The 25,486-nt window shown below is 54.2% G+C and carries 28 protein-coding genes; 10 read left to right on the top strand and 18 right to left on the bottom strand.

Annotated features, from left to right (window positions below; all coding sequences use genetic code 11):
• Positions 1-166: 166 nt before the first annotated feature.
• The 4 genes from ACTJI7_RS06145 to ACTJI7_RS06130 are packed head-to-tail and all read left to right on the top strand — an operon-like array spanning position 167 to position 4,267.
• Entirely contained in the window at positions 167-673 is a 507-nt protein-coding gene (locus tag ACTJI7_RS06145) for a TorD/DmsD family molecular chaperone (RefSeq protein WP_048999857.1), read from the top strand.
• Positions 670-2,946 (top strand): molybdopterin-dependent oxidoreductase, encoded by a 2,277-nt coding sequence (locus tag ACTJI7_RS06140; protein WP_440669867.1) that lies wholly within the window; start codon positions 670-672, stop codon positions 2,944-2,946. The genes ACTJI7_RS06145 and ACTJI7_RS06140 overlap by 4 nt, the downstream gene beginning before the upstream one ends.
• Entirely contained in the window at positions 2,943-3,500 is a 558-nt protein-coding gene (locus ACTJI7_RS06135) for a 4Fe-4S dicluster domain-containing protein (RefSeq protein ID WP_028012321.1), read from the top strand. Before ACTJI7_RS06140 ends, ACTJI7_RS06135 begins: the two co-directional genes overlap by 4 nt.
• Complete coding sequence (locus ACTJI7_RS06130) at positions 3,500-4,267, top strand: dimethyl sulfoxide reductase anchor subunit family protein (protein WP_041910926.1); 768 nt, start codon at positions 3,500-3,502, stop codon at positions 4,265-4,267. Before ACTJI7_RS06135 ends, ACTJI7_RS06130 begins: the two co-directional genes overlap by 1 nt.
• 39 nt (positions 4,268-4,306) lie before the next feature.
• Here the strand turns inward: ACTJI7_RS06130 and uspG are convergent, their stop codons facing one another.
• The gene (uspG, locus tag ACTJI7_RS06125; protein WP_028012323.1) at positions 4,307-4,735 is read right to left on the bottom strand and encodes a universal stress protein UspG; all 429 of its coding nucleotides are present in this window, start codon (positions 4,733-4,735) and stop codon (positions 4,307-4,309) included.
• A gap of 181 nt (positions 4,736-4,916) precedes the next feature.
• Between uspG and ACTJI7_RS06120 the strand changes: the two genes are divergently transcribed.
• Complete coding sequence (locus ACTJI7_RS06120; RefSeq protein ID WP_028012324.1) at positions 4,917-6,155, top strand: zinc-dependent alcohol dehydrogenase; 1,239 nt, start codon at positions 4,917-4,919, stop codon at positions 6,153-6,155.
• Between the two features lie 123 nt (positions 6,156-6,278).
• Here ACTJI7_RS06120 and rnk read toward each other — a convergent pair whose 3' ends face one another.
• On the bottom strand, positions 6,279-6,689 hold the full coding sequence (gene rnk / locus ACTJI7_RS06115; RefSeq protein ID WP_028012325.1) for a nucleoside diphosphate kinase regulator: 411 nt from the start codon (positions 6,687-6,689) through the stop codon (positions 6,279-6,281).
• A gap of 270 nt (positions 6,690-6,959) precedes the next feature.
• On the opposite strand from rnk, the gene ACTJI7_RS06110 reads away from it, so the two are divergent.
• On the top strand, positions 6,960-7,580 hold the full coding sequence (locus tag ACTJI7_RS06110) for a flavin reductase family protein (RefSeq protein ID WP_440669864.1): 621 nt from the start codon (positions 6,960-6,962) through the stop codon (positions 7,578-7,580).
• Here the strand turns inward: ACTJI7_RS06110 and rna are convergent.
• Both rna and dcuC read right to left on the bottom strand, forming a co-directional pair.
• Entirely contained in the window at positions 7,574-8,383 is an 810-nt protein-coding gene (rna, locus tag ACTJI7_RS06105) for a ribonuclease I (RefSeq protein ID WP_440669862.1), read from the bottom strand. The genes ACTJI7_RS06110 and rna overlap by 7 nt on opposite strands.
• A 94-nt stretch (positions 8,384-8,477) precedes the next feature.
• Complete coding sequence (gene dcuC, locus ACTJI7_RS06100) at positions 8,478-9,845, bottom strand: anaerobic C4-dicarboxylate transporter DcuC (RefSeq protein WP_028012328.1); 1,368 nt, start codon at positions 9,843-9,845, stop codon at positions 8,478-8,480.
• 393 nt (positions 9,846-10,238) lie between these two features.
• Here dcuC and pagP point away from each other — a divergent pair, with 393 nt between their 5' ends.
• Entirely contained in the window at positions 10,239-10,856 is a 618-nt protein-coding gene (pagP, locus tag ACTJI7_RS06095; protein ID WP_080339189.1) for a lipid IV(A) palmitoyltransferase PagP, read from the top strand.
• Positions 10,857-11,046: 190 nt separating this feature from the next.
• Positions 11,047-11,256 carry a transcription antiterminator/RNA stability regulator CspE gene (gene cspE, locus ACTJI7_RS06090; RefSeq protein ID WP_002439184.1) on the top strand — a complete coding sequence of 70 codons (210 nt, stop codon included), beginning with the start codon at positions 11,047-11,049 and terminating at the stop codon, positions 11,254-11,256.
• 218 nt (positions 11,257-11,474) lie between these two features.
• Here the strand turns inward: cspE and crcB are convergent, their stop codons facing one another.
• Positions 11,475-11,858, bottom strand: coding sequence for a fluoride efflux transporter CrcB (crcB, locus tag ACTJI7_RS06085; RefSeq protein ID WP_041910922.1), 384 nt, complete (start codon positions 11,856-11,858; stop codon positions 11,475-11,477).
• A gap of 67 nt (positions 11,859-11,925) precedes the next feature.
• Here crcB and ACTJI7_RS06080 point away from each other — a divergent pair, with 67 nt between their 5' ends.
• Together ACTJI7_RS06080 and tatE are read left to right on the top strand one after the other, a co-directional pair.
• The gene (locus ACTJI7_RS06080) at positions 11,926-12,714 is read left to right on the top strand and encodes a deaminated glutathione amidase (protein WP_063154712.1); all 789 of its coding nucleotides are present in this window, start codon (positions 11,926-11,928) and stop codon (positions 12,712-12,714) included.
• 125 nt (positions 12,715-12,839) lie between these two features.
• Entirely contained in the window at positions 12,840-13,040 is a 201-nt protein-coding gene (tatE, locus tag ACTJI7_RS06075) for a twin-arginine translocase subunit TatE (RefSeq protein ID WP_028012332.1), read from the top strand.
• Positions 13,041-13,121: 81 nt separating this feature from the next.
• On the opposite strand, the gene lipA is transcribed toward tatE, so the two are convergent.
• The 13 genes from lipA to lptE all read right to left on the bottom strand — a co-directional run bounded on the left by lipA (position 13,122) and on the right by lptE (position 25,482).
• Complete coding sequence (gene lipA, locus ACTJI7_RS06070) at positions 13,122-14,087, bottom strand: lipoyl synthase (RefSeq protein WP_028012333.1); 966 nt, start codon at positions 14,085-14,087, stop codon at positions 13,122-13,124.
• 207 nt (positions 14,088-14,294) lie between these two features.
• Positions 14,295-15,248, bottom strand: coding sequence for a YbeF family transcriptional regulator (locus ACTJI7_RS06065; RefSeq protein WP_041910920.1), 954 nt, complete (start codon positions 15,246-15,248; stop codon positions 14,295-14,297).
• A 291-nt stretch (positions 15,249-15,539) separates the two neighbouring features.
• Positions 15,540-16,181 (bottom strand): lipoyl(octanoyl) transferase LipB, encoded by a 642-nt coding sequence (gene lipB, locus ACTJI7_RS06060; RefSeq protein ID WP_028012335.1) that lies wholly within the window; start codon positions 16,179-16,181, stop codon positions 15,540-15,542.
• A gap of 94 nt (positions 16,182-16,275) precedes the next feature.
• Positions 16,276-16,539, bottom strand: a complete 264-nt coding sequence (gene ybeD, locus ACTJI7_RS06055) for a DUF493 family protein YbeD (protein ID WP_003858718.1) — start codon at positions 16,537-16,539, stop codon at positions 16,276-16,278.
• A gap of 105 nt (positions 16,540-16,644) precedes the next feature.
• Positions 16,645-17,856 carry a D-alanyl-D-alanine carboxypeptidase DacA gene (gene dacA, locus ACTJI7_RS06050; RefSeq protein ID WP_028012336.1) on the bottom strand — a complete coding sequence of 404 codons (1,212 nt, stop codon included), beginning with the start codon at positions 17,854-17,856 and terminating at the stop codon, positions 16,645-16,647.
• A 139-nt stretch (positions 17,857-17,995) separates the two neighbouring features.
• Positions 17,996-19,105, bottom strand: coding sequence for an endolytic peptidoglycan transglycosylase RlpA (gene rlpA, locus ACTJI7_RS06045; RefSeq protein WP_028012337.1), 1,110 nt, complete (start codon positions 19,103-19,105; stop codon positions 17,996-17,998).
• A gap of 16 nt (positions 19,106-19,121) precedes the next feature.
• Entirely contained in the window at positions 19,122-20,234 is a 1,113-nt protein-coding gene (gene mrdB / locus ACTJI7_RS06040; protein WP_013097590.1) for a peptidoglycan glycosyltransferase MrdB, read from the bottom strand.
• 2 nt (positions 20,235-20,236) lie between these two features.
• Positions 20,237-22,138: a peptidoglycan DD-transpeptidase MrdA gene (mrdA, locus tag ACTJI7_RS06035; RefSeq protein ID WP_028012338.1), complete on the bottom strand. Its 1,902-nt coding sequence runs from the start codon at positions 22,136-22,138 to the stop codon at positions 20,237-20,239.
• A gap of 28 nt (positions 22,139-22,166) precedes the next feature.
• Positions 22,167-22,634, bottom strand: coding sequence for a 23S rRNA (pseudouridine(1915)-N(3))-methyltransferase RlmH (rlmH, locus tag ACTJI7_RS06030; RefSeq protein ID WP_003858701.1), 468 nt, complete (start codon positions 22,632-22,634; stop codon positions 22,167-22,169).
• A 3-nt stretch (positions 22,635-22,637) separates the two neighbouring features.
• On the bottom strand, positions 22,638-22,955 hold the full coding sequence (rsfS, locus tag ACTJI7_RS06025; protein WP_003858696.1) for a ribosome silencing factor: 318 nt from the start codon (positions 22,953-22,955) through the stop codon (positions 22,638-22,640).
• 268 nt (positions 22,956-23,223) lie between these two features.
• The gene (gene nadD, locus ACTJI7_RS06020; protein ID WP_028012339.1) at positions 23,224-23,889 is read right to left on the bottom strand and encodes a nicotinate-nucleotide adenylyltransferase; all 666 of its coding nucleotides are present in this window, start codon (positions 23,887-23,889) and stop codon (positions 23,224-23,226) included.
• Positions 23,882-24,913: a DNA polymerase III subunit delta gene (gene holA / locus ACTJI7_RS06015; RefSeq protein ID WP_063438236.1), complete on the bottom strand. Its 1,032-nt coding sequence runs from the start codon at positions 24,911-24,913 to the stop codon at positions 23,882-23,884. Before holA ends, nadD begins: the two co-directional genes overlap by 8 nt.
• The gene (gene lptE, locus ACTJI7_RS06010; protein ID WP_041910796.1) at positions 24,913-25,482 is read right to left on the bottom strand and encodes an LPS assembly lipoprotein LptE; all 570 of its coding nucleotides are present in this window, start codon (positions 25,480-25,482) and stop codon (positions 24,913-24,915) included. The genes holA and lptE overlap by 1 nt, the downstream gene beginning before the upstream one ends.
• Positions 25,483-25,486 lie beyond the last annotated feature (4 nt).

The raw sequence follows: 25,486 nt of genomic DNA, 5'->3' as shown, positions 1-25,486 counted from the left end.
CCCCTTCATGCGTTAATTACCTGCTTCGATCAAAGAAAATAATAAGCCTGCTGATAATATCTTGTCGTTTTTATAGCGATAAATATTTATATTTAATATGAATGACAAAGATACATCCACTTCTTCAATATATGAGGCGTTAACCCCATTTGAAATAAAGGGATTGATGTTTCGTGATTTCTTTAACGCGGCGGACATGGCATCGCGATGCGCTTCGTTACATCCTTTATTCCCGGAAAGTGAAACCTGGCAGCAGGATGAGGCGTTAGAGGTTGAGTATGATTTCAACGCCCTGTTTGTCGGCCCTGCAACGCTATTGGCGCCGCCTTATGCCTCGGTGTATCTGGACGAAGAGCCTCTGCTGATGGGCGCTACAACGCTGAGCGTACGCGAATTCCTGCGCAGCATCGGGCTTTTTGTGACCGGGGAAAATAGCGTTCCCGACGATCACGTCAGCTATGAAATGGAGCTGGTGGTGATGCTCTCCGCGCATGCCAGACATTCGCCGCAATATCATGACGCACTCGCCCGCTTTGTGCAGGGGCATCTTGAATTATGGCTCCCCGCATTTATTGCAAAAATAAAGGATTGCGCGAAAACAACCGCAATTAAATGTCTCGCGTTGCAGATGACTAATTGGTTTGATGAATTAAAGACGAGAGTAATATTATGAGTATTGATAAAGGGCAGCTAAACCGGCGCTCCTTTTTAAAAGGACTGATTGCGCTGGGTACCGTTGCCGCATTACCCGGCGGACTATTATCATCCCGATGTGCCATGGCACAGCCCCCCATTCCGTTTAACCCAAAAACCTACAAAATTTTCCGTAACGCTTGCCCGCGTAACTGCTACGACACCTGCAGCTTAAAAACCTGGGTCAAAGATGACGTCATCACCTTCGTTGACGGGGCAAGCGAGTCCACGTTTACACACGGTGCCCCGTGTGTGAAAGGGCTGACCTACCCGCGCCGGGTCTACTCCCCGGACCGTATTAAATACCCGATGATCCAGGATGGGCGCGGCAGCGGTAAATGGCGTCGCATCTCCTGGGATGAGGCCATGCAGCGCATTGCCAGCAAGATGCTGGAGATTAAAAAGAAAGACGGGTCTATGCTCGGCCTGGCGCTGTCGAAATACTCCGGCAACCTGGGCGTGATGAGTTATGCCGTGGAGGGGATGATGTCTTCTCTCGGTTACACCACGCGGTTCGCTGGTACGCCATGCTGGCCAGCAGGGATCGATGCCCAGCACTACGACATGGGCGACATGTGGTGTAACGACCCGGAAGATCTGGTGAAAGCCAAATACATCATTATCTGGGGCGCAAACCCGGCCTGGTGCTCCATGCATACCATGAAGTACATCTATCAGGCGCGTGAGAAAGGGGCGAAAGTGGTGGTCATTGATCCGCTGTTCTCGCAAACCGCCGCGAAAGCCGATTTGTATCTGCGCGTGCGCCCGGGATCGGACGGCGCATTGGCGCTGGGAATGGCGCGGCACCTGCTGGATATTGGCCGCGTCGACCAGGAGTTTGTGAACAACTTCGCGCACGGCTTCCCGGAATTTGAACAGTATCTGCGCAGCAATATTACCGTGGAGTGGGCATCTGAAATCTGTGGCCTGTCGGCAGAGGTGATTCGCCAGCTGGCGGAAGAGTTCACCGCGGTAAAACCTGCCACCGTCTGGATCGGCTACGGGATGCAGCGCCACGTCAACGGTGGGGCGAACGTGCGCGCCATTGACGCTTTTGTTGCCATGACAGGCAACATCGGTGTGGAAGGCGGCGGTGCCCGCTACGGCCATCTGCAGACCTGGGGCTACAACTATCATGCGATGACGCAGAAGCCACCGGTCGGATCTGTTGGCATGGTGGGAGAAAGCGGCCCGGTAGGGGAGTTCGTCAGTGACAGCGGCGAAAAGAGCCACTATTCCGACCGCGCGCTGAACCTGAACCAGACCGCGCAGAGCATTCTTGATGCCAACGATCCGCCCATTCGTATGCTGTGGGTAGCGTGCAAGAACCCGTTCGCGCAGGACTTTGACCGCAACAAAATGGAAAAAGCCTTCAGCAAGCTGGAGATGGTGGTCTGCGTCGATCAGTTCTTCAACGAGACGGTGCAGCATGCCGATATTGTGCTGCCGGTGACCACCACCTTTGAGCACTGGAACCTCTCGTCGTCTTACTGGCATTACTGGCTTTCGGTGAATGAACCGGCCATTAAACCGATGTACGAGTGCAAGAGCGATTTGGATATTGCCGTGCTGCTCTCGCGTACCATCAACAAAATGGAGCCGGGCTCCTGTACCTTCCCGCAGGACATTGACCAGAAAAAATGGCTCGACCTTGAGTTCAATGAGGGCATGGCGAAGCAGTTCGGCATCCGCTCCTGGGACGATCTGCTGGATGGGCCGGTGAAAGCCAAAATGGTCAGCTCGGCGGCCTGGCACGACCGCAAGTTTAAAACACCATCGGGCAAGTATGAGTTCCTCTCCGAGCTGTGTGAAAAGAACGGCCATAAAGCGCTGCCGGAGTATCTGCCTGCCGCGGAGGGCAAGCTGCCGTTCCATCTGTTTACTCCGCATTTGCAGTACGGCCTTCACTCTCAGTTCGTCAACCTCGACTGGATGCAGGTCTTCTGGCCGGAGCCGTTTGTCTATATCCACCCAGCCGCCGCGCACAAGAAGGGGATTCGCGAGCTGGCGAAAGTCCGCGTGTTTAACGACGTGGGCGAAGTGGAGCTGCGGGCGAAGATCACCACCAACGTGCCGGAAGATTTCCTGGTGATGTATGAGTCCTGGTTTAACAAGCTTAAGTACAACGTGCAGAACGTCGTGAAAGATACGCCAGCCGATATGGGCAAGATGGCAACCGGCGCGCCTGGCGCGGCGATCCACAGCCAGTTTGTCGACATTGCCCTTATCGCGAGTGAAGGAGCAGACGCATGAGACGCGCATTTTTAGTGAACAGTGATAAATGTATTGGCTGCCGCGGATGCGCCATGGCCTGCAAGAGCTTTAACCAGCTTGAGCCGGATCGCTTCTGGCGCTATGTCTATCCGCTGGATAAAGAAATTTATCCGCATGAGGAGCGTGCGTTTTTCTCGCTGGCCTGTAACCACTGTGAAAACCCGGCCTGTCTGGCGGCGTGCCCGGTGGAAGCCTACACCAAACGTGATGACGGCGTGGTGGTCCATAACCCTGAACGCTGTATCGGCTGTAAAAACTGCATCCGTAACTGCCCGTACGGCGCGCCGCGCTTCAATGAAGAGACGCAAAAGGCGGAGAAGTGCAGCATGTGCTATGAACGTCTCGATATCGGTATGGCTCCGGCCTGCGTGAACGCGTGTCCGGTCGGTGCCCTGTCGATTATCGATCTGGATGCCGATCCGCTGCCGAACAATGCCGTGCAGTATCCGCCGGGCTTCCCGAAGATGCCTCAGCTTAATCCGGGTACGCGCTTCATTCTGGCCCGTCAGCCAAAACAGCCGGGGGATAAATAATGGAAAAGTATGAATTACCGCTCGTTATCTTTACCGTGCTAAGCCAGATGTCCGTCGGGATGACGCTGCTTCTGACCTGGCGCACGCTGCGTGGTGAAGTGCATGGCACCCGCCTTCACTGGCTAATTACCGGGCTGATTCTGGGCGTTGCCTCCATTGCCGCGGTGCTGCATCTGGCGCACCCGGAACACGCATACAACGCGTTGATTAACCTGAAACATGCCTGGCTGAGCCGCGAAATTCTGGGCGCGACCCTGTACGGCGCCATGATTGGGCTGGCCTTCCTGAGTAAGGGAAACAAAGGCGCAGCGCTGCTGGCGTCCCTGTTCGGGATCCTGCTGGTGGTGGTGCAGGGAATGACCTACGCGGCACCGGCGATGCAGGCCATTGCCAACGGCATCACCATGATGCTGTTCTTTGCGACGGTCTGGGTGATGGGCTGTGCCGCAACGCCGCTGCTCGGGCTGAAAGGATCAAACGCCGCGCTGCGCCAGGGGATTATCGCCCTGATGGCGCTGCTGATTGCCGCGCCGGTGATGTGGCTCAGCGGCGGTACCATCATGAAAATGACCGCTCACGCCTGGTTAAGCTCGCCGCTCTATCTGGGTAGCCTGCTGTGCTGCGTTGTGGGTGGCGCGTTATCGCTGAAGCGCCAGCCGATGCAGAAAGCGGTGTTTGCGCTCCTGCTGGTAGGTGTGGTGCTCAGCCGCCTGACCTTCTTCGGCGATACCGTCAGCACCATCGTCAATATTGGTCACCTGTACTGATAAACAAAACCCCGCGCAAGCGGGGTTTTTTATTGGTATTTACCGGACCACCATCACCGGAATATGGGTGTGGCGGATCACGCTGGAAGCGTTCGACCCCAGCAGGTGAGTGGTAATGGAAGGATTACGTGAACCGATCACCACCACGTCTGCATTCAGCTCCGCGGCCAGTTCATTGACGGCATCGCGCACGCTACCGAACCGGACGTGGGTTTTGATGCGGGAAGGGTCGATGCTGAAATGCCCGACCATGGTCTGCAGCCGCGTTTCGGCTTCGTGCTGTAAGTGCTCCTCAAAGCGACGCACGTCGGCGGCAAAGCGGTGCAGGCTCAGGCTGGCAGAGCCCGGTAAGACGTGTAAAAGATGAATAATTCCGTCCTGCTGCGCGAGGAATTCCGCGTGGCGAACAGCTTTATCGCTCAGTTCCATTTCGAAAACATCAACCGGCATAATGATTGTCTTATACATAACCGTTTCTCCTTGTTTATAAACGCTGGATACATTCAACCACAAAATATGAATGGTTTCTGTAAGCGCTTCGGCACTTTTCCTCTCTCGCCAGGATAAATCTCAAAAGGCGCGTATTTCCCGGCAGACTTTCAGGGGTAGCTACCCTTTATAAACTTACCTGAAACCTTTCGGAGGTCGCATGAAAGCACTCACGTACCACGGTCCGCACCATGTTCGCGTTGAGAATGTCCCCGATCCCATCATTGAACAGCCCGACGATATCATCCTGCGCGTCACGGCCACGGCGATTTGCGGCTCCGACCTGCATCTCTATCGTGGAAAGATCCCAAAGGTGCAGCACGGCGACATTTTTGGACATGAATTTATGGGCGAGATCGTCGAGTGCGGTCGAGAGGTGAAGGACCTGCAAAAAGGCGATCGCGTGGTGATCCCCTTTGTCATCGCCTGCGGTGACTGCTTCTTTTGCCGTCTGCAGCAGTACGCTGCCTGTGAGAACACCAATGCCGGGCAGGGCGCTGCGCTGAACAAAAAGCAAATTCCCGCGCCGGCAGCGCTGTTTGGCTATAGCCATCTCTACGGCGGCGTGCCGGGAGGACAGGCGGAATATGTGCGCGTGCCGAAAGGCAACGTCGGACCGTTTAAGGTGCCGCAGCTGCTCTCTGATGATAAGGCTCTGTTTCTGTCTGATATTTTACCCACCGCCTGGCAGGCGGCAAAAAATGCGCAGATTGAAAAAGGCTCCAGCGTCGCCGTTTTCGGTGCCGGTCCGGTGGGGTTGTTGACGATTGCCTGCGCACGGCTGTTAGGGGCTGAGCAGATTTTTGTTATCGACCATCACCCCTATCGGCTGCGGTTTGCCGAGGCGCGCTACGGTGCTATCCCCATCAATTTTGATGATGATAACGACGCGGCGGAAAAGATAATCGAGCAAACCGCCGGACAGCGGGGTGTCGATGCCGTCATTGATGCTGTCGGGTTCGAAGCCAAGGGTAGCACCACGGAGACGATCCTCAGCAACCTTAAAATTGAGGGCAGCAGCGGCAAAGCGCTGCGTCAGTGTATCGCTGCCGTCCGGCGCGGCGGGGTGGTCAGCGTACCCGGCGTGTATGCCGGGTTTATTCATGGCTTCCTGTTTGGGGATGCCTTCGATAAAGGGCTAACGTTTAAGATGGGCCAGACGCACGTCCACGCCTGGCTGGGCGAACTGTTACCGCTGATCGAAAAAGGGCTGCTGACGCCGGAAGAGATTGTGACGCATTATCTCCCCCTGGCGGATGCGGAACGTGCCTATAAGATTTTCGAAAAACGGGAGGAGGAGTGCCGGAAGGTGATTCTGGTGCCCGGCGCGGAAACACCTGAGGCCGCTGAGCAAAAAGTGAAGGGCCTGGTAAATGCGTTCCCGGGCGGCGTGGTGTGAGATCACTCGCCGGTGGCGCTCAAGGTACTGTCCTGCGATGTAGCGCAATCGGGTGAAGATGTTCGGAAAGAGGATGCAGGCGCATCCTCTGTGCAACGCGGGTCGCGTTTGTTCAGAATGACATTAACGCAGGTAATCGCCCGCGGCTTCTGGCTGGTAGAGCAGCTCCAGCACTTCCAGATGGGTGGAGGCACCGCCCGGCAAGTCCCAGTGGATGGTATCTCCCGTGCGCAGCCCCAGCAGTGCGGCCCCCACAGGGGCCAGAACAGAAAGCTGTGCGCTGCTGTCGGTCATCTGAGCCGGGTAAACCAGCGTGCGGGTCAGTTCTTCACCGGTGGTCAGGTTGCGGAATTTCACCTGGCTGTTCATAGTGACCACGTTATGCGGCATCGTCTCAGGCGTGCACATCTGCGCCCGGTCGAGTTCCTCATTCAGGGCATCGGCCACCGGAAGTGAGGCGAATTCTGCTTTTTCCAGCAGCCTGTCGATACGTTCTGCGTCGAGCTCGTTGATGATGATTGTAGGTCTGGACATTTTTTACTCCATGTCGTTAATGCTGCGTCTAACGCAGAAACCAATCCAAAAGAAAACCCTCGCCGTCTGGCAGCGAGGGTTTAACTCTCCCGATGATACTGGCTGAACGCGCAAGTTTGAAGTGATGAAGGTCACATTCATGTGCCATATGAATTTTCACTGAAATTTATTCAGTCTTCATTCCTGGCGGATTGCGTTACGCTGTATGTTCTGAACCCGGGCGCTGCGCGAAACATCATTCGCCGCAGCCCTTACCAACGAGAGAGCGCTATGTACTTCTACCAACCGTCTCAGGGGCATGGCCTGCCGCATGACCCGCTGAATGCCATTGTCGGCCCCCGTCCGATTGGCTGGATCTCCTCTTGCGACCAGGCCGGTCAGCTCAACCTTGCGCCGTATAGCTTCTTCAACTGCTTTAACTATCGCCCGCCGATCATTGGCTTTTCCAGCAACGGCTGGAAGGACAGCGTGCGTAATATTGTTGAAACAAAGGAGTTTGTCTGGAATCTGGCAACGCGCGATCTTGCGGAAGCGATGAATCAGACCTCTGCCACGCTGCCTCACGACCAGGACGAATTTACCTTTTCCGGATTAACGCCTGCGGCAAGCCAGCTGGTGAGCGCCCCCCGCGTGGCGGAAAGCCCGGTCAACTTTGAGTGCCGCCTGTCTCAGTGCATTCAGCTTACCGGCGCCGACGGTACGCCGGTGGATACCTGGCTGGTGCTGGGAGAAGTGGTCGGGATCCATATTGCCGAAACGCTGCTGGAAGAGGGGATATACCAGACGGCGAAAGCGCAGCCCATCCTGCGTGCGGGTGGGCCGACGGCTTACTATGGCATCAGTGAAGAACACCGGTTTGACATGGTGCGACCGGTGGTGGGCGATCAGTAACCGGCCTTATCAATGACAAATTGTTTTCCGCAGTTGCCTGGATGCGGCTGCGGAGCAAAGGATGTCGCAGAAAGCGGGGCGTTAATGGTGTCTGCTTTGAGTGAAATTTGCATCTCGGTCAGATACGCCGGATTACCGTTGCAGGTCAGCTTGAAGGCTTTGATATTTTCCTTGCCCCAGGTTTTGGCAACGGCGTTGTCAAAATCACTCCGGCTGACGGTTTTACCGTAATTTTCCGCAAGGAAATGACCGACGGCGCTGTTTTTCACTTCCTGATTCATTCTCACCATGGTGCCGAAATAGGCATCGGGATCAAAACCAAAGCAGACGCCATGTTTGGCATATTCGTAACGTTCCAGACAGGAGTTTCCACCCGCGCCCGGCATGACCTCGTTCAGCTTAGCCGCGCCGGAAAGCGACAGCCCGGTTTCGGCTGCTGCGCATTTGCGGCTGGCCTTCACTTCCGGCATGTTCGGGATAGGGCGCGTGGCGCAGCCAAACCGCATCCATCGACGTTCATCCACGCCGCGTGCGGCAATGGATTTCGGCAGGCCGGGCCATAGCCCGTGAACGGTCAGAAAATCGGTTTTATTGTCGCGCTCTTTTTGCAGACGACATTCATCCGGTTCATTGCGGTTACGCTCGACCATGCTTTGACAAAATCCCGTTTGCCAGGATAAAGCCAGCACATAGCGATCGAAATCGCCGTACTGCGTGGCCTTGAGGGGGTCGGCCTGTGCTGAGAAGAGACTGAGTGCAAGCGCTACTGCGCCAGACGGGATAACGATATCCTTCCTGAACATGTGATTTCCTGATTGGTTGTGCGCAATTCATTTTTGTGGGTTATTAAAGCACAAAAAGCGCCCGCAGGCGCTTTTAGGTAATCAGGAATTTCACTTAGGCGGCGCCGGGAACCAGCACTTCGGTAGCAATAATGACGATGATTAGCCCAACCAGCACCGGCACTGACGTGCGTTTCACCACTTCAAACGGCGAGATTTTGGCCATCCCGGCAACCGCCACCACCACGCCTGAGACAGGCGAGATGGTACGACCCAGGTTTGAGGCCTGGAGCATGGGAATGGAAAGATAAGCCGGGTTGATACCGGACGAGTGAGCCAGCTTAGGGATCATCTCAACGAAGGCGTAAAATGGCGCATTCCCGGAACCGGTGGTCATTGCCGCCAGCATGGTCAGTACCACCAGGACCAGCATCAGGATAATACTGGCCGAGCCAAACGAGGTGGCGATGGAGATCAGGCTCTGGATAAAGCCGATCGTGCTCAGACCCTGGGCAAAGACACCTGCTGCAACCAACAGCATCACCACGCCAGCAAACGCATCTGCCATACCGCGATACGCGACCTCAAGGCCGGAGAAGACTTTTTGGGTGTTGAAACCGCGCACGAACTCCAGCACAGCGGCTAACAGCATACAGATAACCAGAATAGTAATAATGTGCAGCTGCGGGCCCCATTTCCCGTCAAAAATGAGCACGCCGATAATCGGCGTGAACGGCAAAATGGCATAGAACGCCGGCGCGGTGGTGGTGATTTCGCTTACATCCATCATTTCATGGCTGATGTTCTCTTTCTTATCGAGATAGCGCTGCCAGAAGAAATGCGCGATACCCATTCCCACAATGGCGACAATCGAGATCGGCAGCGTGGTTTTAAAGGCGAAGTCGATAAGCGACATTTCGGCTGCTTTCGCCGCCAGCACAACGTCACCTGACGTCGGGGAGAGAATAATGGCCGCCGGGGAGGCGCAAATTGCCGCCGCTGCCCCACGGCTGATGCCCACGTTCACCATCACCGGGAACAGCGTGGCCATTAACAGTACGCCAAGCCCGGTTGCCGATGAAACGGCCAGCGACATCAGGCAGGCGAGGAAATAGGCGGCAACCATCAACAGATACGGCGAGTTAATGTACTGCAGGGGTTTCGAGGCAAGCTTCACAACCATGTCGTTCGCGCCGATATGGGTCATATAGGCTGCAAAACCGCACAGCATCATGATCATCATACCCAGATCGCCACCGCGGCTCATGAGCAGGATTTTAATATATTCAACAATATCCGTGGCGGTGTAGCCCGTGCTGGCTGCGCTGGCAGGTAAAACCTGATGACCCATTACTGCGCTGATTATCAGCAGCGTTAAACCACCGACAAATAAAACGCCCGTGGCTGAGTATCCTTTAATGATGTAGCGAGCTACACCCACAATGACGACAACCCCAATTAGGAGCTCGATAAAGGTAAGCATGATTTCCCCTGTGTCTTTCTGCCCTGAGATATAAAAAATTAATATAAAAATGAAGGATGAAAATGTGCCGAATTAATGGCCCGCCCTTGCTGATTAAAATCAATAAACAGACGACTAACGAACAGCATAACAGCGTTTTTGCCATGGCTAAGGCATTTATGTCATAAGGATCTTGACCGGCAAAGACAGCGTAACATGTCTATGTAATGATAACAAAATGTTAAACTTTTGTGTGGTCTGGCCTGTTAGTACTGGAGACCGTTAACAGACATTAGGCGTACATGATGTGGGTTTATTCGGGATAAGCAGAACGCCGCTTTAGGAATATTCCCGAAAAGCGGCCTGATATTTAAGAGTAGGGGTGATACCGTTAAGGCTTGGTTCAATTATTCTATGTTAAACTTTGCCTCGAATATCAAGAATGGTAATTGCATTGTGATTGTACGTAATACTTTTTTCTCTATTTTATTGTTTATTATTGGCCAGTTAACGTTTTCTTCTGTTGCACAGGCAGAGAACAACGCGACGGATAAAGGTTGGTTCTCCACTTTTACGGATAATGTTTCGCAGACCTGGTCAGCGCCTGAACATTATGATCTCTATGTCCCGGCAATAACGTGGCATGCGCGCTTTGCTTACGACAAAGAGAAAACGGATAAATACAACGAGCGTCCCTGGGGAGCGGGTTTTGGTCAGTCGCGCTGGGATGATAAAGGAAACTGGCATGGCATCTACCTGATGGCCTTCAAAGACTCCTTTAACAAGTGGGAACCGATTGGCGGCTACGGCTGGGAAAAAACCTGGCGCCCGCTGGCGGATGAGAACTTCCACGTTGGTCTGGGCTATACCGCCGGGGTGACCGCGCGCGACAACTGGAAGTACATTCCGATCCCCGTATTGCTGCCTCTGGCCTCTGTTGGTTACGGCCCTGCAACGTTCCAGATGACCTACATTCCGGGAACGTATAACAACGGTAACGTTTACTTCGCCTGGATGCGTTTTCAGTTTTAACTGACAAAACATTACCTGGTGGTGAAAAAACGTGCAGCCGTTGATTCGTAAGCGATAAAAATCTGTCAGTGAAAATTAACGCGACTTTAGTCACTTTTTGTCAAAGATCCGCTGGACAAAAGGTCCCACAATTGATGTACTGGTAACCGACACAGCATTTGTGTCGTTTTTTAATGTAAAGGTAATTTTGATGTCTAAGATTAAAGGTAACGTTAAGTGGTTTAATGAGTCCAAAGGATTCGGTTTCATTACTCCTGAAGATGGCAGCAAAGACGTGTTCGTACACTTCTCTGCAATCCAGTCTAATGGTTTCAAAACTCTGGCTGAAGGTCAGCGTGTAGAGTTCGAAATCACTAACGGTGCCAAAGGCCCTTCTGCTGCTAACGTAATCGCTCTGTAATTCAGACGCGTCAGCAAGAATTTCAAAACCCGCTCATTGAGCGGGTTTTTTTCGTTATGAATCAGCCAAGCAGGTAAATTTTCAGGAAGCTGGCCACGATCAGTACGCTCAACAACACCATGCCTGCGCTCATCAGACTCTGTTTCATTTGTCACCCTCGTTCAGTATTGCCTTCAGAGTGACAGAGAAAAATTAAGCCAACATTAACGCTCCGGCAGTTAATGCGTGCTTACAGAGGAAAAAAGCCAAAATGCGATCCCCGTCATCGCGAAAGATCCGATCATGTTGATCGCGATATTCACCAGCGCCCAGCCGATACGTCCTTCCTGAAAGAGAAAAACCGTTTCCGCGGAAAAGGTTGAAAAGGTGGTCAAACCGCCGCAGAAGCCGGTGGTAATCAAGACTTTCCACATGGGATCGATGTGCGTCATCCGGTTAAACCAGGCCAGCCCCATACCAATAATAAAAGCACCAATCAGGTTGGCGGCCAGCGTTCCTAATGGAATCGCCTGGTGCAGGGGATTAAATCGCATACTCAGTAACCACCTCGCAACGCTCCCCGTGCCTCCACCAATAAAAACAGCTAAAAGGAGTTGTAACACGCTAAATACCTGCTATTTGATGTGTAAGAGTAGCGAGTTTAACGCTGTTTATAATGAGGGGACAAATATGTATGTTGCGGTAGGGCAGTTTGCGGTCACGCCTGACTGGCGGGTTAACGCAGTGCAGTGCGTTAACCTGATGATACAGGCCCGACAGAAAGGCGCGTCGCTGCTGGTGCTTCCTGAGGCGTTGCTGGCAAGGGATGATAACGACCCGGATTTGTCCGTGAAGTCCGCACAGGCCCTTGACGGCGAATTTTTACAACAGCTGCTCGCTCAGAGCGTAGGCAGTACGATGACCACCGTCTTAACCGTGCACGTTCCCTCAACGCCGGGTCGCGCAGTGAATACGCTGGTGGCTATTCGTGACGGTGCCATTGTTGCGCGCTACGCCAAGCTTCATCTCTATGATGCGTTCAGCATCCAGGAGTCGCGACGCGTTGATCCGGGAGATGTCGTCCCACCGCTCATTGATATCGACGGGTTTAAGGTGGGGTTGATGACCTGCTATGACCTGCGTTTCCCGGAGCTGGCGGTGCATCTGGCGCTGCAGGGGGCGGAGGTGCTGGTATTGCCCGCCGCATGGGTTAAGGGGCCGCTAAAAGAGCAACACTGGGCTACGCTGCTTGCGGCACGCGCGCTGGACACGACCTGTTATGTTGTTGCCGCCGGGGAGTGCGGCAATAAAAACATCGGGCAGAGCAGGGTGGTTGATCCCCTGGGAGTGACGATTGCCGCCGCAGCGGAAGCGCCGGTTCTGCTGATGGCGGAGATAATTTTAGAAAGAGTTGCGCTTGCGCGTCAGCAATTACCTGTTCTTCGCAACCGTCGCTTTGCGCCACCGCAATTATTGTGATGTTTTTTTCAACAATGCTTGATTCACCTTGTTACAGATTGCTATTGTGTGCACGCGCCAAATGACCGTTAATACGATCGGGTTTTGGCGCTGAATGCAGCCTGTTTTAAGTAAAGAAGGTATCTATGGGTGAGATTAGTATTACCAAACTGCTGGTGGTTGCCGCACTGGTCGTCCTGCTGTTTGGTACCAAGAAGTTACGCACGCTGGGTGGTGACCTGGGGGCTGCCATCAAAGGCTTCAAGAAAGCGATGAACGACGATGACGCAGCCGCGAAGAAAAGCGCTGACGACATCCCGGCAGAGAAGCTTTCCCACAAAGAGTAACGGCAATGCCTGAGGGCTTGCGAAAAAAAACCGGCTCATGAGGCCGGTTTTTTTGCATTACTGTAAATGAATATTACGACGTTATTTGACTTCTTCGCCTTTCGCCTGCATATCCGCATGGTAAGAAGAACGAACAAATGGACCACAAGCCGCGTGGGTAAAGCCCATCGCCAGCGCTTCGGCTTTCATCTCGTCAAATTCATCCGGGCTCACGTAGCGCTGTACCGGCAGGTGGTGACGGCTTGGCTGCAGATACTGGCCGAGCGTCAACATGGTCACACCGTGGCGGCGCAGATCGCGCATGACGTCGATGATTTCGTCATTAGTTTCACCCAGACCAACCATCAGACCTGACTTGGTCGGGATATGCGGATGTGCTTCTTTAAAGCGCTCCAGCAGCTTCAGAGACCAGTTATAGTCGGCTCCCGGACGCACCTGACGGTAAAGACGCGGAACGTTCTCCAGGTTGTGGTTAAACACATCTGGCGGCGTCGCGGTCAGGATATCCAGCGCGCGGTCCATACGGCCGCGGAAGTCAGGAACCAGCGTTTCGATTTTGATGTTCGGGCTTTTTTCGCGAATGGCAGTAATGCAGTCAGCGAAGTGCTGAGCACCACCATCACGCAGATCGTCGCGGTCAACGGAGGTGATAACCACATAACGCAGCGCCATGTCGGCGATGGTTTGCGCCAGTTTTTGCGGCTCGTTGGCATCGGGGGCCACCGGGCGGCCATGCGCCACGTCGCAGAATGGGCAGCGGCGGGTACAGATGGCACCCAGAATCATAAACGTCGCGGTGCCGTGATTGAAACATTCAGCAAGGTTCGGGCAAGAGGCTTCTTCACAAACAGAGTGAAGGCCATTCTTACGCATCGCCGCTTTGATCCCCTGGATACGCGAAGAGTCTGCCGGAAGTTTGATTTTCATCCATTCCGGTTTTCTTAACAGCGCCTCGCGCTCTGTAGCCACGTTTTTAACCGGGATAAGGGCCATTTTATCGGCATCGCGGTATTTAACACCGCGTTCCATCACAATGGGTTTACTCATAGCGTGCGTGTTCCAGTTGCGAATATCGAAGGAAAGCGTTTCAATTCAAGGGAATGTTGTATTTATCAACTATTTTTGAACGAACGACAGGCAGTATATCATTTATAGGGGCGTTAAAGCAGCCTGCCAGGTCGCCAATTTGTAAAATAGTTGTTGTTTTGTGCCTTTTGCCCTGCGAGCGGCAGGGACGTGTACGGGTACGCTCTGTCAGAAGGCCTGACGGATAATGCGGATGACGTTTTCCAGTACCGGATCGCGCAAGCTGAGCTTGTTGTAATGCAGTGAAATCTCGATAGATTCTGCATTGAGCTGGCTAAGCGGAATACTCTCCAGCGGCCAGCATTTCCGCAGCAGGTTATACAGGCGTGAAGGCATGATGCACAGCATATCGCTGCTGCCAATCAGGGATGCGGTGGTGAACATATTGTAACTGCTGAAACTGATCTGACGTTCCGGGAAAATTTCGTCTATACGCTGACGCAGAGCGTGATTAGATTGCCCTTCGGTCATAAAAGACGAGTGGTCGTAGTTGCGCAGGTTTTCAATGGATAACGGCTCGCTGAGGACGGGGTGCTGCTTGCGGCAAACCAGCACCAGGTTATCCGCGTAAAGCACATTTTGCCCCAGCGCTCGGGCGCTAAAGCTGCCGCTTTCGATGACCAGGTCCGTCTGGAACTGAGCAAGCTGAACGTCAGGTTCGTTAAGAGGCACATTGCGAAGCAGAAGCTGAGGCGCATGCTCTTTCACTGCCTGGAAGATCGCGGGCATCACCAGCACGCCGACAGAAGGGGAGCAGCCGATGGTGATGGTTCTCTGTTTGTCATAGCTTCCGGTTAAATCCAGCGCACCCAGAATCGACTCCAGCCCCTGGCTGATGTATTCGTGGAGATGTGTCGCATAGGCTGTTGGCGTGACGCCCTGGCCCTTACGGATAAATAAGGGGTCGGGAAATATAGCCCGTAGCTTTTGAATTGACTGACTTATTGCCGATGGCGTGAGATTAAGAATTTTCGCAGCATTAACGATACCCTTATGGACATATACTGCCTCAAAAATAGTCAGTAAATTGAGATCAATATTACGTAAAGTCCGAAAAATTTGCGGCTTATCTTCGCCACCAGGGTCATTCAGGCGTTTGGCTGGTAAATTATTATACTCCACGCTTTCACTCCGTATACATTCACAACATGAATGATAGTTCAATTTATTTATTATGCTTGTAGAGATTCGTAAAGTGTTGCTTTTGTTCCACTTGTTTATCAAAAACAAACAGTTGTGTGATTATCACTCAAGTTACTTAGCCTGTGTATGCCGTGCTGTCCGGAGGCTAAATAATATGTAAGGGCAATATTCGGGCGCTTCGAAAATATAGAATCTGCGGATTATTGTAAAGCGTAAAAGCGGTAAATAAACAGTGGCCCGTCAAATTATCGAGCCATTCTGGATGATATATTAAGCAGGGATATATTCGTGCGGGGGATTGTTAAGTAGCGCTAACACATTCTTCAGAAGCACGGGACGTATATTTTCTGGCGTAGCGGTATCGACCCACTGGCGCATTTGCGTCATTTCCATGCCGGCGTAGCCGCAGGGGTTTATGCGCTGGAAAGGCGTAAGATCCATATTAATATTCAATGCCAGACCGTGGAAGGAACAACCTTTACGAATACGTAGCCCCAGAGAGCAGATCTTCATTTCGCCAACGTAGACGCCCGGCGCATCGGCACGCGGATGCGCGTCAATCCCATACTCCGCCAGCGTGTTGACGACGGTCTGTTCCAGTAACGTCACCAGCTCACGTACGCCAAGCTTTCTGCGCTTCAGATTAAGCAGGACGTACATGACCTGCTGACCCGGACCGTGGTAAGTCACCTGTCCGCCACGATCGCTCTGGATCACCGGGATATCGCCCGTCATTAATAAGTGTTCCGCTTTTCCCGCCTGGCCCTGCGTAAATACCGGCAGATGTTCGACCAGCCAAATCTCATCAGGGGTTGTGTCATCGCGTGAATCGGTGAACTCGTGCATAGCCTGAGAGACAGGCTCATAAGGTTGCAGCCCGAGATGACGGACCAGAATTTTATCCTGATACAAAACGCGTCTCCGAAGACGAGAAACAAAAGATGAGGGGGAGTATATCACAGCGGGGAAGAGGGGTTACCCGGTAAACCGGGTAACCGCAAAGGGACTACAGCACCATACGAACGATTTCGATATTGCCGAGCTCTTCGTACAGCGTCTCAACCTGCTCGATATGTGTGGCAGTGATGGTAATAGAAACCGAGTGGTAGTTGCCCTTGCTGCTTGGTTTTACTGACGGAGAGTAGTCACCCGGCGCATGGCGCTGTACCACTTCAACCACCTGATCAACCAGCTCAGGTTTCGCCAGACCCATTACTTTGTAGGTAAACGGGGTAGGGAATTCAAGCAGTTCGTTAAGTTTGGTTTTCATGTCAGCTCCGGCGTAACGTCAAAAAGAATAACTCCCACGTCAGGTGGGAGTTATCAGGATACTTAGTATATGGGGATCAAAATCACACTTTCAAGTGTTCGATTTTTAGCCAAACCAGTGATGGAACATCAATTTAATGTAATCAATGATTTTGCCGAAGAAATTGCCTTCAGGAATTTCTTCCAATACCACGAGTGGACGCTGGTCGATCGTTTTACCGTCCAGCTGGAAGTTGATGGTACCCACCACCTGGTTTTTATGCAGCGGGGCATGCAGTTCGGTGGTGTTGAGCACATAGCTTGCTTTCAGATCCTTCATACGACCGCGTGGAATGGTCAGGTAGAGGTCTTTATCCACGCCCAGAGAAGCACGATCGTTATCGCCGAACCAGACGGGTTCAGAAGCAAATTCTTTGCCTGCTTTCAGCGGGTTCACAGTTTCGAAGAAACGGAAGCCCCAGGTCAGCAGCTTCTTACTCTCGGTTTCGCGACCTTTAAAGGTGCGACCGCCCATCACGGCAGAGATCAGGCGCATCTGGCCTTCAGTGGCAGAGGCTACCAGGTTGTAACCGGCTTTGTCGGTGTGGCCGGTTTTGATGCCGTCAACGTTCAGGCTGTTATCCCACAGCAGGCCGTTACGGTTGGTCTGACGAATGCCGTTGAAGGTGAACTCTTTCTCTTTGTAGATAGAGTACTCGTTAGGTACGTCGCGGATCAGCGCCTGACCGATCAGCGCCATATCACGTGCGGAGCTGTACTGACCGTCTGCATCGAGACCGTGTACGGTCTGGAAATGGCTGTTCTTCAGACCCAGGGCATTTACGTAGCTGTTCATCAGGCCCACGAACGCATCCTGACTACCGGCGGCGAAATCGGCCATGGCCACGCAGGCATCGTTACCGGACTGCAGGTTAATGCCACGAATTAACTGAGAAACCGGAACCTGCATTCCCGGTTTCAGGAACATCAGCGAGGAACCTTTGAAAACCGGGTTCCCGGTAGCCCACGCATCGTTGCCGATGGTGACCAGATCCGTCTCTTTGAACTTACCGGCTTTCATTGCCTGGCCGATGACGTAGCTGGTCATCATTTTGGTCAGGCTGGCCGGGTCACGGCGGGCATCGGCATTCTGTTCTGCCAGCACTTTGCCAGAGTTGTAATCGATCAGGATGTAGGATTCCGCGTCGATTTGCGGAACGCCAGGGATCATGGTCTTGATATTCAGGTCATCAGCATGAGCTGCAGAGAGTGCAGCCGCGCAAAGGGCCGTGGTCAGCGCCATGCGCTGCACAAAACGAGCAGAAAAAGTGGTCTTCATGGTCAGAACTACGACATCCGTGATGGAATTAAAAAAAGTGCCTTACTATAGCAAATGCTATTCAGGCAGGCATCCGACTTTAAGCATGAGTTTGTGAATGTGTTTTACACAAATTGACATTTCGGATACCGCCGATTAATTACTTCGTAACAGCGATAAAGGACTGCAGCTGTGCCTCGCTCTGCAAACGCTGCTGCAGGGATGCCGCCTGCGACTTGCTGGCAAACGGCCCCATCTGAATACGCCAGACCGCGCCGTTTTGCTCAACGCGTCCTGGCACGCCAAACTGCTGGCTTAGACGCTGCTGATACTGCTGGGCACGGGCCCGATCGCTCACTGCGCCCACCTGGACGACAAAGCCGCCGCTGGCTGCTGCGGGAGCGGCAACGGCTGCGCTCTGGGTCGTGACCGGAGCCGTTACCGGGGCAGGCTGCTGCACGACGGGGGCGGCAACAGGGGCTGGCGTCGGCTCACTGCTCTCCAGCACGCCCGAGGCTAAGTTCGTTGGTGCGCCAAGGAAGCCGCTGCTTTTTACCGGTGCGCCAGTGGCATCATCGCTTTGCAGGGTGTCATTGCTGATTGGGCGTATTTCTCCCGCCGGCTGAGAAGGCTCTGCCGGCGAGGAGACGCTTCCCATGCCGCCGTCCAGATTTGGGCGGTCGGGGAGGGCATAGGTCTGTTTCGCCACCGTGGTACACGCGGTTCCCGGCCCGGAGAGCGAACCATCCTGCGCCACGATAATTGGGTCAATGCGAACTTTGGTGTTGTTCGAGGTATTCAGGCGATCGGCAGACGCGCGGGACAGGGAAATCACCCGGTCATTACCGTACGGGCCGCGGTCGTTAATACGCACGACGATCATACGGCCGTTCGCCAGGTTGGTGATACGGGCGTAGCTAGGGATAGGTAGCGTCGGGTGCGCTGCAGTCAACTGCATTGGGTCAAATGTTTCACCCGATGCCGTCAGGTTACTGCCCGGCTCAGCATCATAAATGGCGGCAAAGCCAGCCTGGCTAAAGCGGGACGGATCCTGCACAATTTTGTAGCTTTTGCCGTCGCGCTCGTAATCCTGATTCGCGCTGGCATTCAGCGGTTCATAAACGGGATCGGCACCGCTAATTTCAACGATTGGGCCATTACACACCGCAGGCTGCGGCGGCGCGACGGTTGCCTGTTGCTGACCATCATCACTTGTACAGGCCGCAAGTAAACTTGCCGCAATGCAGATACCCAGCCACTGCTTACGCATTCCGATCCCCTTATTTTTATACGCTTTTTGACAACATTTTTCTGTGGGTGTGGATCGACATCACGATACCAAACCCGGCCATCAACACGATCAGTGCCGAGCCTCCGTAACTCACCAGCGGCAGCGGTACGCCTACCACCGGCAGAATACCACTCACCATACCAATATTTACGAAGACATAAACGAATAAAATCAACATCAGTCCGCCTGCCATGACGCGGCCGAAGGTGGTCTGCGCGCGGGCCGCAATCCACAAACCTCGCATGATGAGCAGCACGTAGAGCGCCAGCAGGATCAGGATGCCAACCAGTCCCAGCTCTTCCGCCAGTACCGCAAAGATAAAGTCGGTGTGGCGCTCCGGTAAAAACTCCAGCTGCGACTGGGTACCGTGCAGCCAGCCTTTACCGCGCAGGCCGCCGGAGCCAATCGCAATCTTGGACTGAATAATATGATAGCCCGCACCGAGCGGATCGGTTTCCGGATCCAGAAGCATCATGACGCGCTGGCGCTGGTAGTCATGCATCAGGAAGAACCACAGGATAGGGATAAACGCAGCAACCAGCACCACCGCGATACCAATCAGACGCCAGCTTAAGCCCGACAGGAACAGGACAAACAGGCCGGAGAGGGCGATAAGGATCGAGGTGCCGAGGTCAGGCTGCGCCGCAACCAGCAGTGTCGGCAGGAATATCAGCACCAGGGCGATAGCGGTATTTTTCAGCGACGGCGGACAGACGTCGCGGTTGATAAAGCGCGCCACCATCAGCGGGACTGCGATTTTGGCAATCTCCGAGGGCTGGAAACGGACTACGCCCAGATCCAGCCAGCGCTGTGCCCCTTTTGAGATGGCACCGAACGCATCTACCGCCACCAGCAAAATAATACAGAAGATGTAGAGATAGGGCGCCCAGCCTTCATAGACGCGCGGCGGGATCTGCGCCATTACCACCATAATGACCAGACCCATCGCGATCTGGCCGATCTTGCGTTCCATCATGCCGATGTCCTGGCCGCTGGCGCTCCAGATAACCAGGGCGCTGTAAACCAGCAGGGCCAGCAGGATCAGCAGCATGGCTGGGTCGATGTGAATTTTATCCCACAGCGATTTTTTATTTGGATTATCCGTCATGATTATTGGTCCTCCGCCGCAGCGGCGGCCGGATTTTCAGCCGGCAGTTCGGTGTTGTTATCACCCAGCATAATGTGGTCCAGGATCTGGCGCATGATGGTCCCTACCGCCGGTCCAGCGCCGCCGTTCTCCAGAATCATTGCCACCGCCACCTGCGGGTTATCATAAGGGGCAAACGCCGTCATCAGCTTATGGTCACGCAGACGTTCGGCAATGCGGTGTGCGTTATAGGTTTCATTGGCTTTCAGGCCAAAGACCTGCGCCGTACCGGATTTCGCGGCCACTTTATATGGCGTACCGGCGAAATACTTGTGCGCGGTTCCGTTAGGACGGTTTGCCACACCGTACATACCGTCTTTCGCTATTTCCCAGAAGCCGGAATGGATGTCGCCTACCGGCGCTTCATGGGGCTGCACCCACGGCACTTTTTTGCCATCTTCAACGGTGCTTTGCAGCAGATGCGGAACTTTCACCACGCCGTCGTTAATGAGGATCATCATCGCTTTGTTCATCTGAAGCGGGGTGGCCGTCCAGTAACCCTGGCCGATACCCACCGGTATGGTATCACCCTGATACCACGGCTTCTTAAAGCGCTTCAGCTTCCACTCACGGGTTGGCATGTTGCCGGAGCGCTCTTCAGCCAGATCCACGCCGGTGTAGTGCCCGTAGCCGAATTTGCTCATCCACTCTGACAGGCGGTCAATGCCCATGTCATACGCCACCTGATAGAAGAAGGTATCCGCAGATTCTTCCAGAGATTTCGTAACGTTCAGATGGCCGTGGCCCCATTTCTTCCAGTCGCGATAGCGTTTTTCAGAGCCCGGTAGCTGCCACCAGCCCGGGTCAAACAGGCTGGTATTGCGGTTGATGACGCCCGCGCTCAGCGCCGAGACCGCCACGTACGGTTTAACCGTTGATGCCGGCGGGTAAACGCCTTGCGTGGCGCGGTTCACCAGCGGGGTGTTAGGGTCATTCAGCAGGCCGGAATAGTCTTTGCTGGAGATGCCGTCAACAAAGAGGTTCGGGTCATAGCTTGGCATAGAAACCATCGCCAGAATGCCGCCGGTGCGTGGGTCGGTGACCACCACGGCGGCGCGGCTGCCCGCCAGCAGGGTTTCAATATACTGCTGCAGTTTGAGATCGAGCGTCAGATAGACGTCGTGCCCCGCCTGAGGCGGCACTTCCTTAAGCTGGCGAATGACGCGACCACGGTTGTTGACCTCAACTTCTTCATAGCCGGTCTGCCCGTGCAGGACATCTTCGTAGTAGCGTTCAATCCCCAGCTTGCCGATATCGTGCGTCGCGGCGTAGTTCGCCAGCTTGCCGTCTTTATCGAGGCGCTCGACGTCTTTATCGTTAATCTTGGAAACGTAGCCAATCACATGCGTCAGCGCGGATCCGTATGGATAGTAGCGACGCTTGTAACCCTTCACTTCCACACCGGGGAAGCGGTACTGGTTCACCGCAAAACGGGCGACCTGGACTTCCGTCAGATTGGTTTTAACCGGAATGGAGGTGAAACGGTGAGAGCGGGCGCGCTCTTTTTTGAAGGCCGCGATATCATCATCGTTAAGATCGACAACGCTCCTTAGCGCTTCCAGCGTATTCTGCACGTTATCGACCTTCTCCGGCATCATCTCGACTTGATAGATGGTGCGGTTTAACGCCAGAGGGGTGCCGTTACGGTCGTAGATAATGCCGCGGCTGGGTGCGATAGGCACCAGCTTAATGCGGTTTTCGTTAGAACGCGTCTGGTAATCGGTAAAGCGGACAATTTGCAGATTATAAAGGTTGGCGATCAGCACGCCGGTAAGCAGCAAAATCCCCGTAAAGGCGACCAGCGCCCGGCGCACAAACAGCGCGGACTCAGCCGTATAGTCGCGAAAAGAATTCTGTAGTTTCATCCGCTGCTTAATCTACCCTGGTCAGTCATTACTCGCGGTGATAGGGGTGGTTGGTAGTAATGCTCCACGCGCGATACAAGCTTTCCGCCACCAGGACCCGCACGAGCGGGTGGGGCAGCGTCAGCGCAGAGAGAGACCAACTTTGTTCTGCTGCCGCTTTGCAGGCGGGGGATAACCCTTCAGGTCCGCCAATCAACAGACTGACGTCGCGGCCATCCTGCTTCCAGCGCTCCAGTTCATGCGCCAGCTGCGGCGTATCCCAGGGTTTACCTGGAATATCAAGGGTGACGATGCGGTTCTTGCCTGCGGCAGCAAGCATCAGTTCACCCTCTTTGTCGAGAATACGTTTGATATCCGCGTTCTTACCGCGCTTCCCGGCGGGGATCTCCACCAGTTCGAACGGCATGTCTTTGGGAAAACGACGCAGATATTCAGTAAAACCGGTTTGTACCCAGTCCGGCATTTTGGTGCCGACGGCGACCAGCTGCAACTTCACGCATTAACCCCAGAGTTTTTCCAGCTCATACAGGCGACGGCTCTCTTCCTGCATGACGTGGACAATCACATCGCCGAGGTCAACAACCACCCAGTCAGCGGTCGCTTCACCTTCAACGCCAAGCGGTAAGAGTCCTGCTGCGCGCGATTCCTGAACCACATGGTCGGCAATCGAAACAACATGACGCGTAGAGGTACCGGTGCAGATAATCATGCAGTCGGTAATACTGGATTTACCCTTAACGTCGATAGCGATGATGTCCTGACCTTTCAGGTCATCAATTTTGTCGATAACAAAATCCTGGAGTGCTTTACCCTGCAAGTTTTCCCCCTGGGTGAATGAGATTGTACAACTATGAATTCGTGGCCAGACAGTATACCTGAACTGACGCCCCTGTCGGGACAAATGTCACCGTCCGGGCTTTTGAAGGCGGGTATCATCCCACCCTCCGCCTGAGATTGCATCGCCATTTTTGTAAAACAATTTCTGTAAAGCAACGATCGGCGGGAAAGTCTGGCAGCGGAGGATAACAGTATGGCTTAACCTGTCAAGGCAGGATAATCAATATGCTGCTTTTTATGCCCTCCGGCTATTTATCTGCGGTTTTCTGATACAACCCGTGCGTATGAATATACGCCAGCACCGGGGCAGGCAGCAGATCGTCACAGGCTAAACCCTGCTGTAAACGTTCGCGAATAACGGTCGCAGAGATGTCGAACCACGGCGTCTCCGCCAGATAAATCTTCCCGGCGGGCTGGTTGTGAAGATCTTCAACGTTATCGGTGAGATGGTCTTCAAGCCACTGCTGATATTGCGCTTCGCGCATGGTCAGCGGGTAGCCCGGACGGCGGCAGACGAGCAGGTGGCTGTTCCCCAGAATGGTTTCATACTTGTGCCACGTGGGGAAGTTGAGCAGGGAGTCCTGACCGATGATAAAGGCGAGCGGCTGGTCAGGCCCTTGCTCGGCCCGCCACTCCTGCAGCGTTTGCGACGTCCACGAGGGGGTGTCGCGACGCAATTCCCGTTCATCCAGCCTGAAGAGCGGCTTATCCGCGATAGCCAGAGCGAGCATCTCTTTGCGCTGCTCGCTGGTTGCTTCAGGCTGGGGGCGGTGCGGCGGAACATTATTGGGCATGATGGTAACGCGCTGCAGGCCGATCAGATTTGCCAGAATTTCTACCGGCTTCAGATGCCCGTAGTGTACCGGGTCAAAGGTGCCGCCATACAGGGCCTGTAAAGAGTGCATACTATCCATCAATAAATACGTCAGCCAGCGCCTTGTGGCAGAGCAGCAGGGAAAGGCTTTCCAGCTCCGCCCACACCGACTGGCCGTAATCTTGTTTTAGGGTAAGCTCGGCGCGCATCAGAAGCTGCACCGCCTGGCGCAGCTGTTCATGGCTCAGGCGGTTGATGGCCTCGGTGGTCATTGCCCGCCGGTTTTGCCACACCCGGTGTTTATCAAACAGGGAGCGTAACGGCGTATGGGCCGACTGGCGCTTGAGCGTTATCAGCAGCAACAGTTCGCGCTGCAGCGTGCGCAGCAGGATGACGGGTTCACTGCCCTCCAGGCGCAGCTGCTGGAGAATATGCAGGGCGCGTTTGCTTTTCGCCAACAACAGAGCATCCACCCAGTGGAACGGCGTGAAGTGTGCGGCATCGTTAACGGCCTGCTCAACGCGCGGTAAGGTCAGCTTGCCGTCCGGCCAGAGCAGGGAGAGCCTGTCCAGCGCCTGTGCCAGGGCCAGCAGGTTGCCTTCATAGCAGTAGCAGAGCAGTTGGTTCGCCGCATCGTCCAGTTGAAGGTTGTGCTGCTTCGCTCTCGCGGCGACCCATTTAGGCAGGTGCGCCTGCTCAGGCGTCTGGCAGGTGACCAGCACCGCGTGGGTCGCGAGCTGGGTGAACCATGCCGCGTTTTCCTGCGCTTTGGTGAGCTTGCTGCCGCGCACAATTAACAGCAGATCGCTATGTAACAGGCTGACCAGCGTGGCGAGTTGCTCATTGATGGCAGCGTTAGGGCCGTTCTCCGGCAGCAGGATCTGGATTGTCTGGCGCGACGCAAAAAGGCTCATCGCCTGACAGAGTGAGAAGAGGGCGTTCCAGTCGGTGGCGTTATCCACCTGAACGGTATGGTGTTCATCAAAGCCCTGAGCCGCGGCCGCATGCCGCACGGCATCCAGGCTTTCCTGAAGTAGTAACGGGTCGTTTCCGAGCAGCAGATACGCCGCGCGCAGCCCTTCATTGAGCTGCGCGCGGAGTTGTTCAGGATACAGCCTGATCATCATTTACCCAAAGAGGTAGAAACAGGAGGCGTACTGGCATCCGGTTTTTCAATAATGTCAGAGCCTTCTCGGTTAGACGCTGCAATACCCGGCAGTTTGCGGATCAGCTGTTCCGCCGCCTTGTCGTACATTTCGTTGATGATAATCTGCTGTTCGGCATCTTTTGCCAGCGCGGTTTGCGGGTTATCAAAGAACGAACGATACACTTTTGCGCTGATCGGATAGATGTCTTTACCCGGGATCAGTACAGCCGCGTTGACCGACAGCACCATCTGATATTCAGCCGTGCGGCCGTCCTGGAAGATGGATGCCGTATCCTGGCCCAGCGTCATTCCCAGTACGCGCAGAGACGGTACATCCTGGCGCAGCGTACCTTTCTCAACAAGCTCAACGCCGTTCAGGCGCAGCTGATTACGAATGGCCCGGCTGAGCGGTCCGTTTGGATCCCCGGAATCAAAGATCATTGTTTTCATCTCAGCAGGCACCGCCGTGGTATTGCGCAGGTGCCAGCCACAGCCAGCGGTGACAAGCACCGCCAGAGATAAGAGTATTGTTGCCAGTTGTCGCACGTTT

Source organism: Enterobacter sp. 22499, from assembly GCF_052044815.1.
Lineage (GTDB): Bacteria > Pseudomonadota > Gammaproteobacteria > Enterobacterales > Enterobacteriaceae > Enterobacter > Enterobacter bugandensis.
This window is presented reverse-complemented; position numbering and strand designations above follow the sequence as displayed.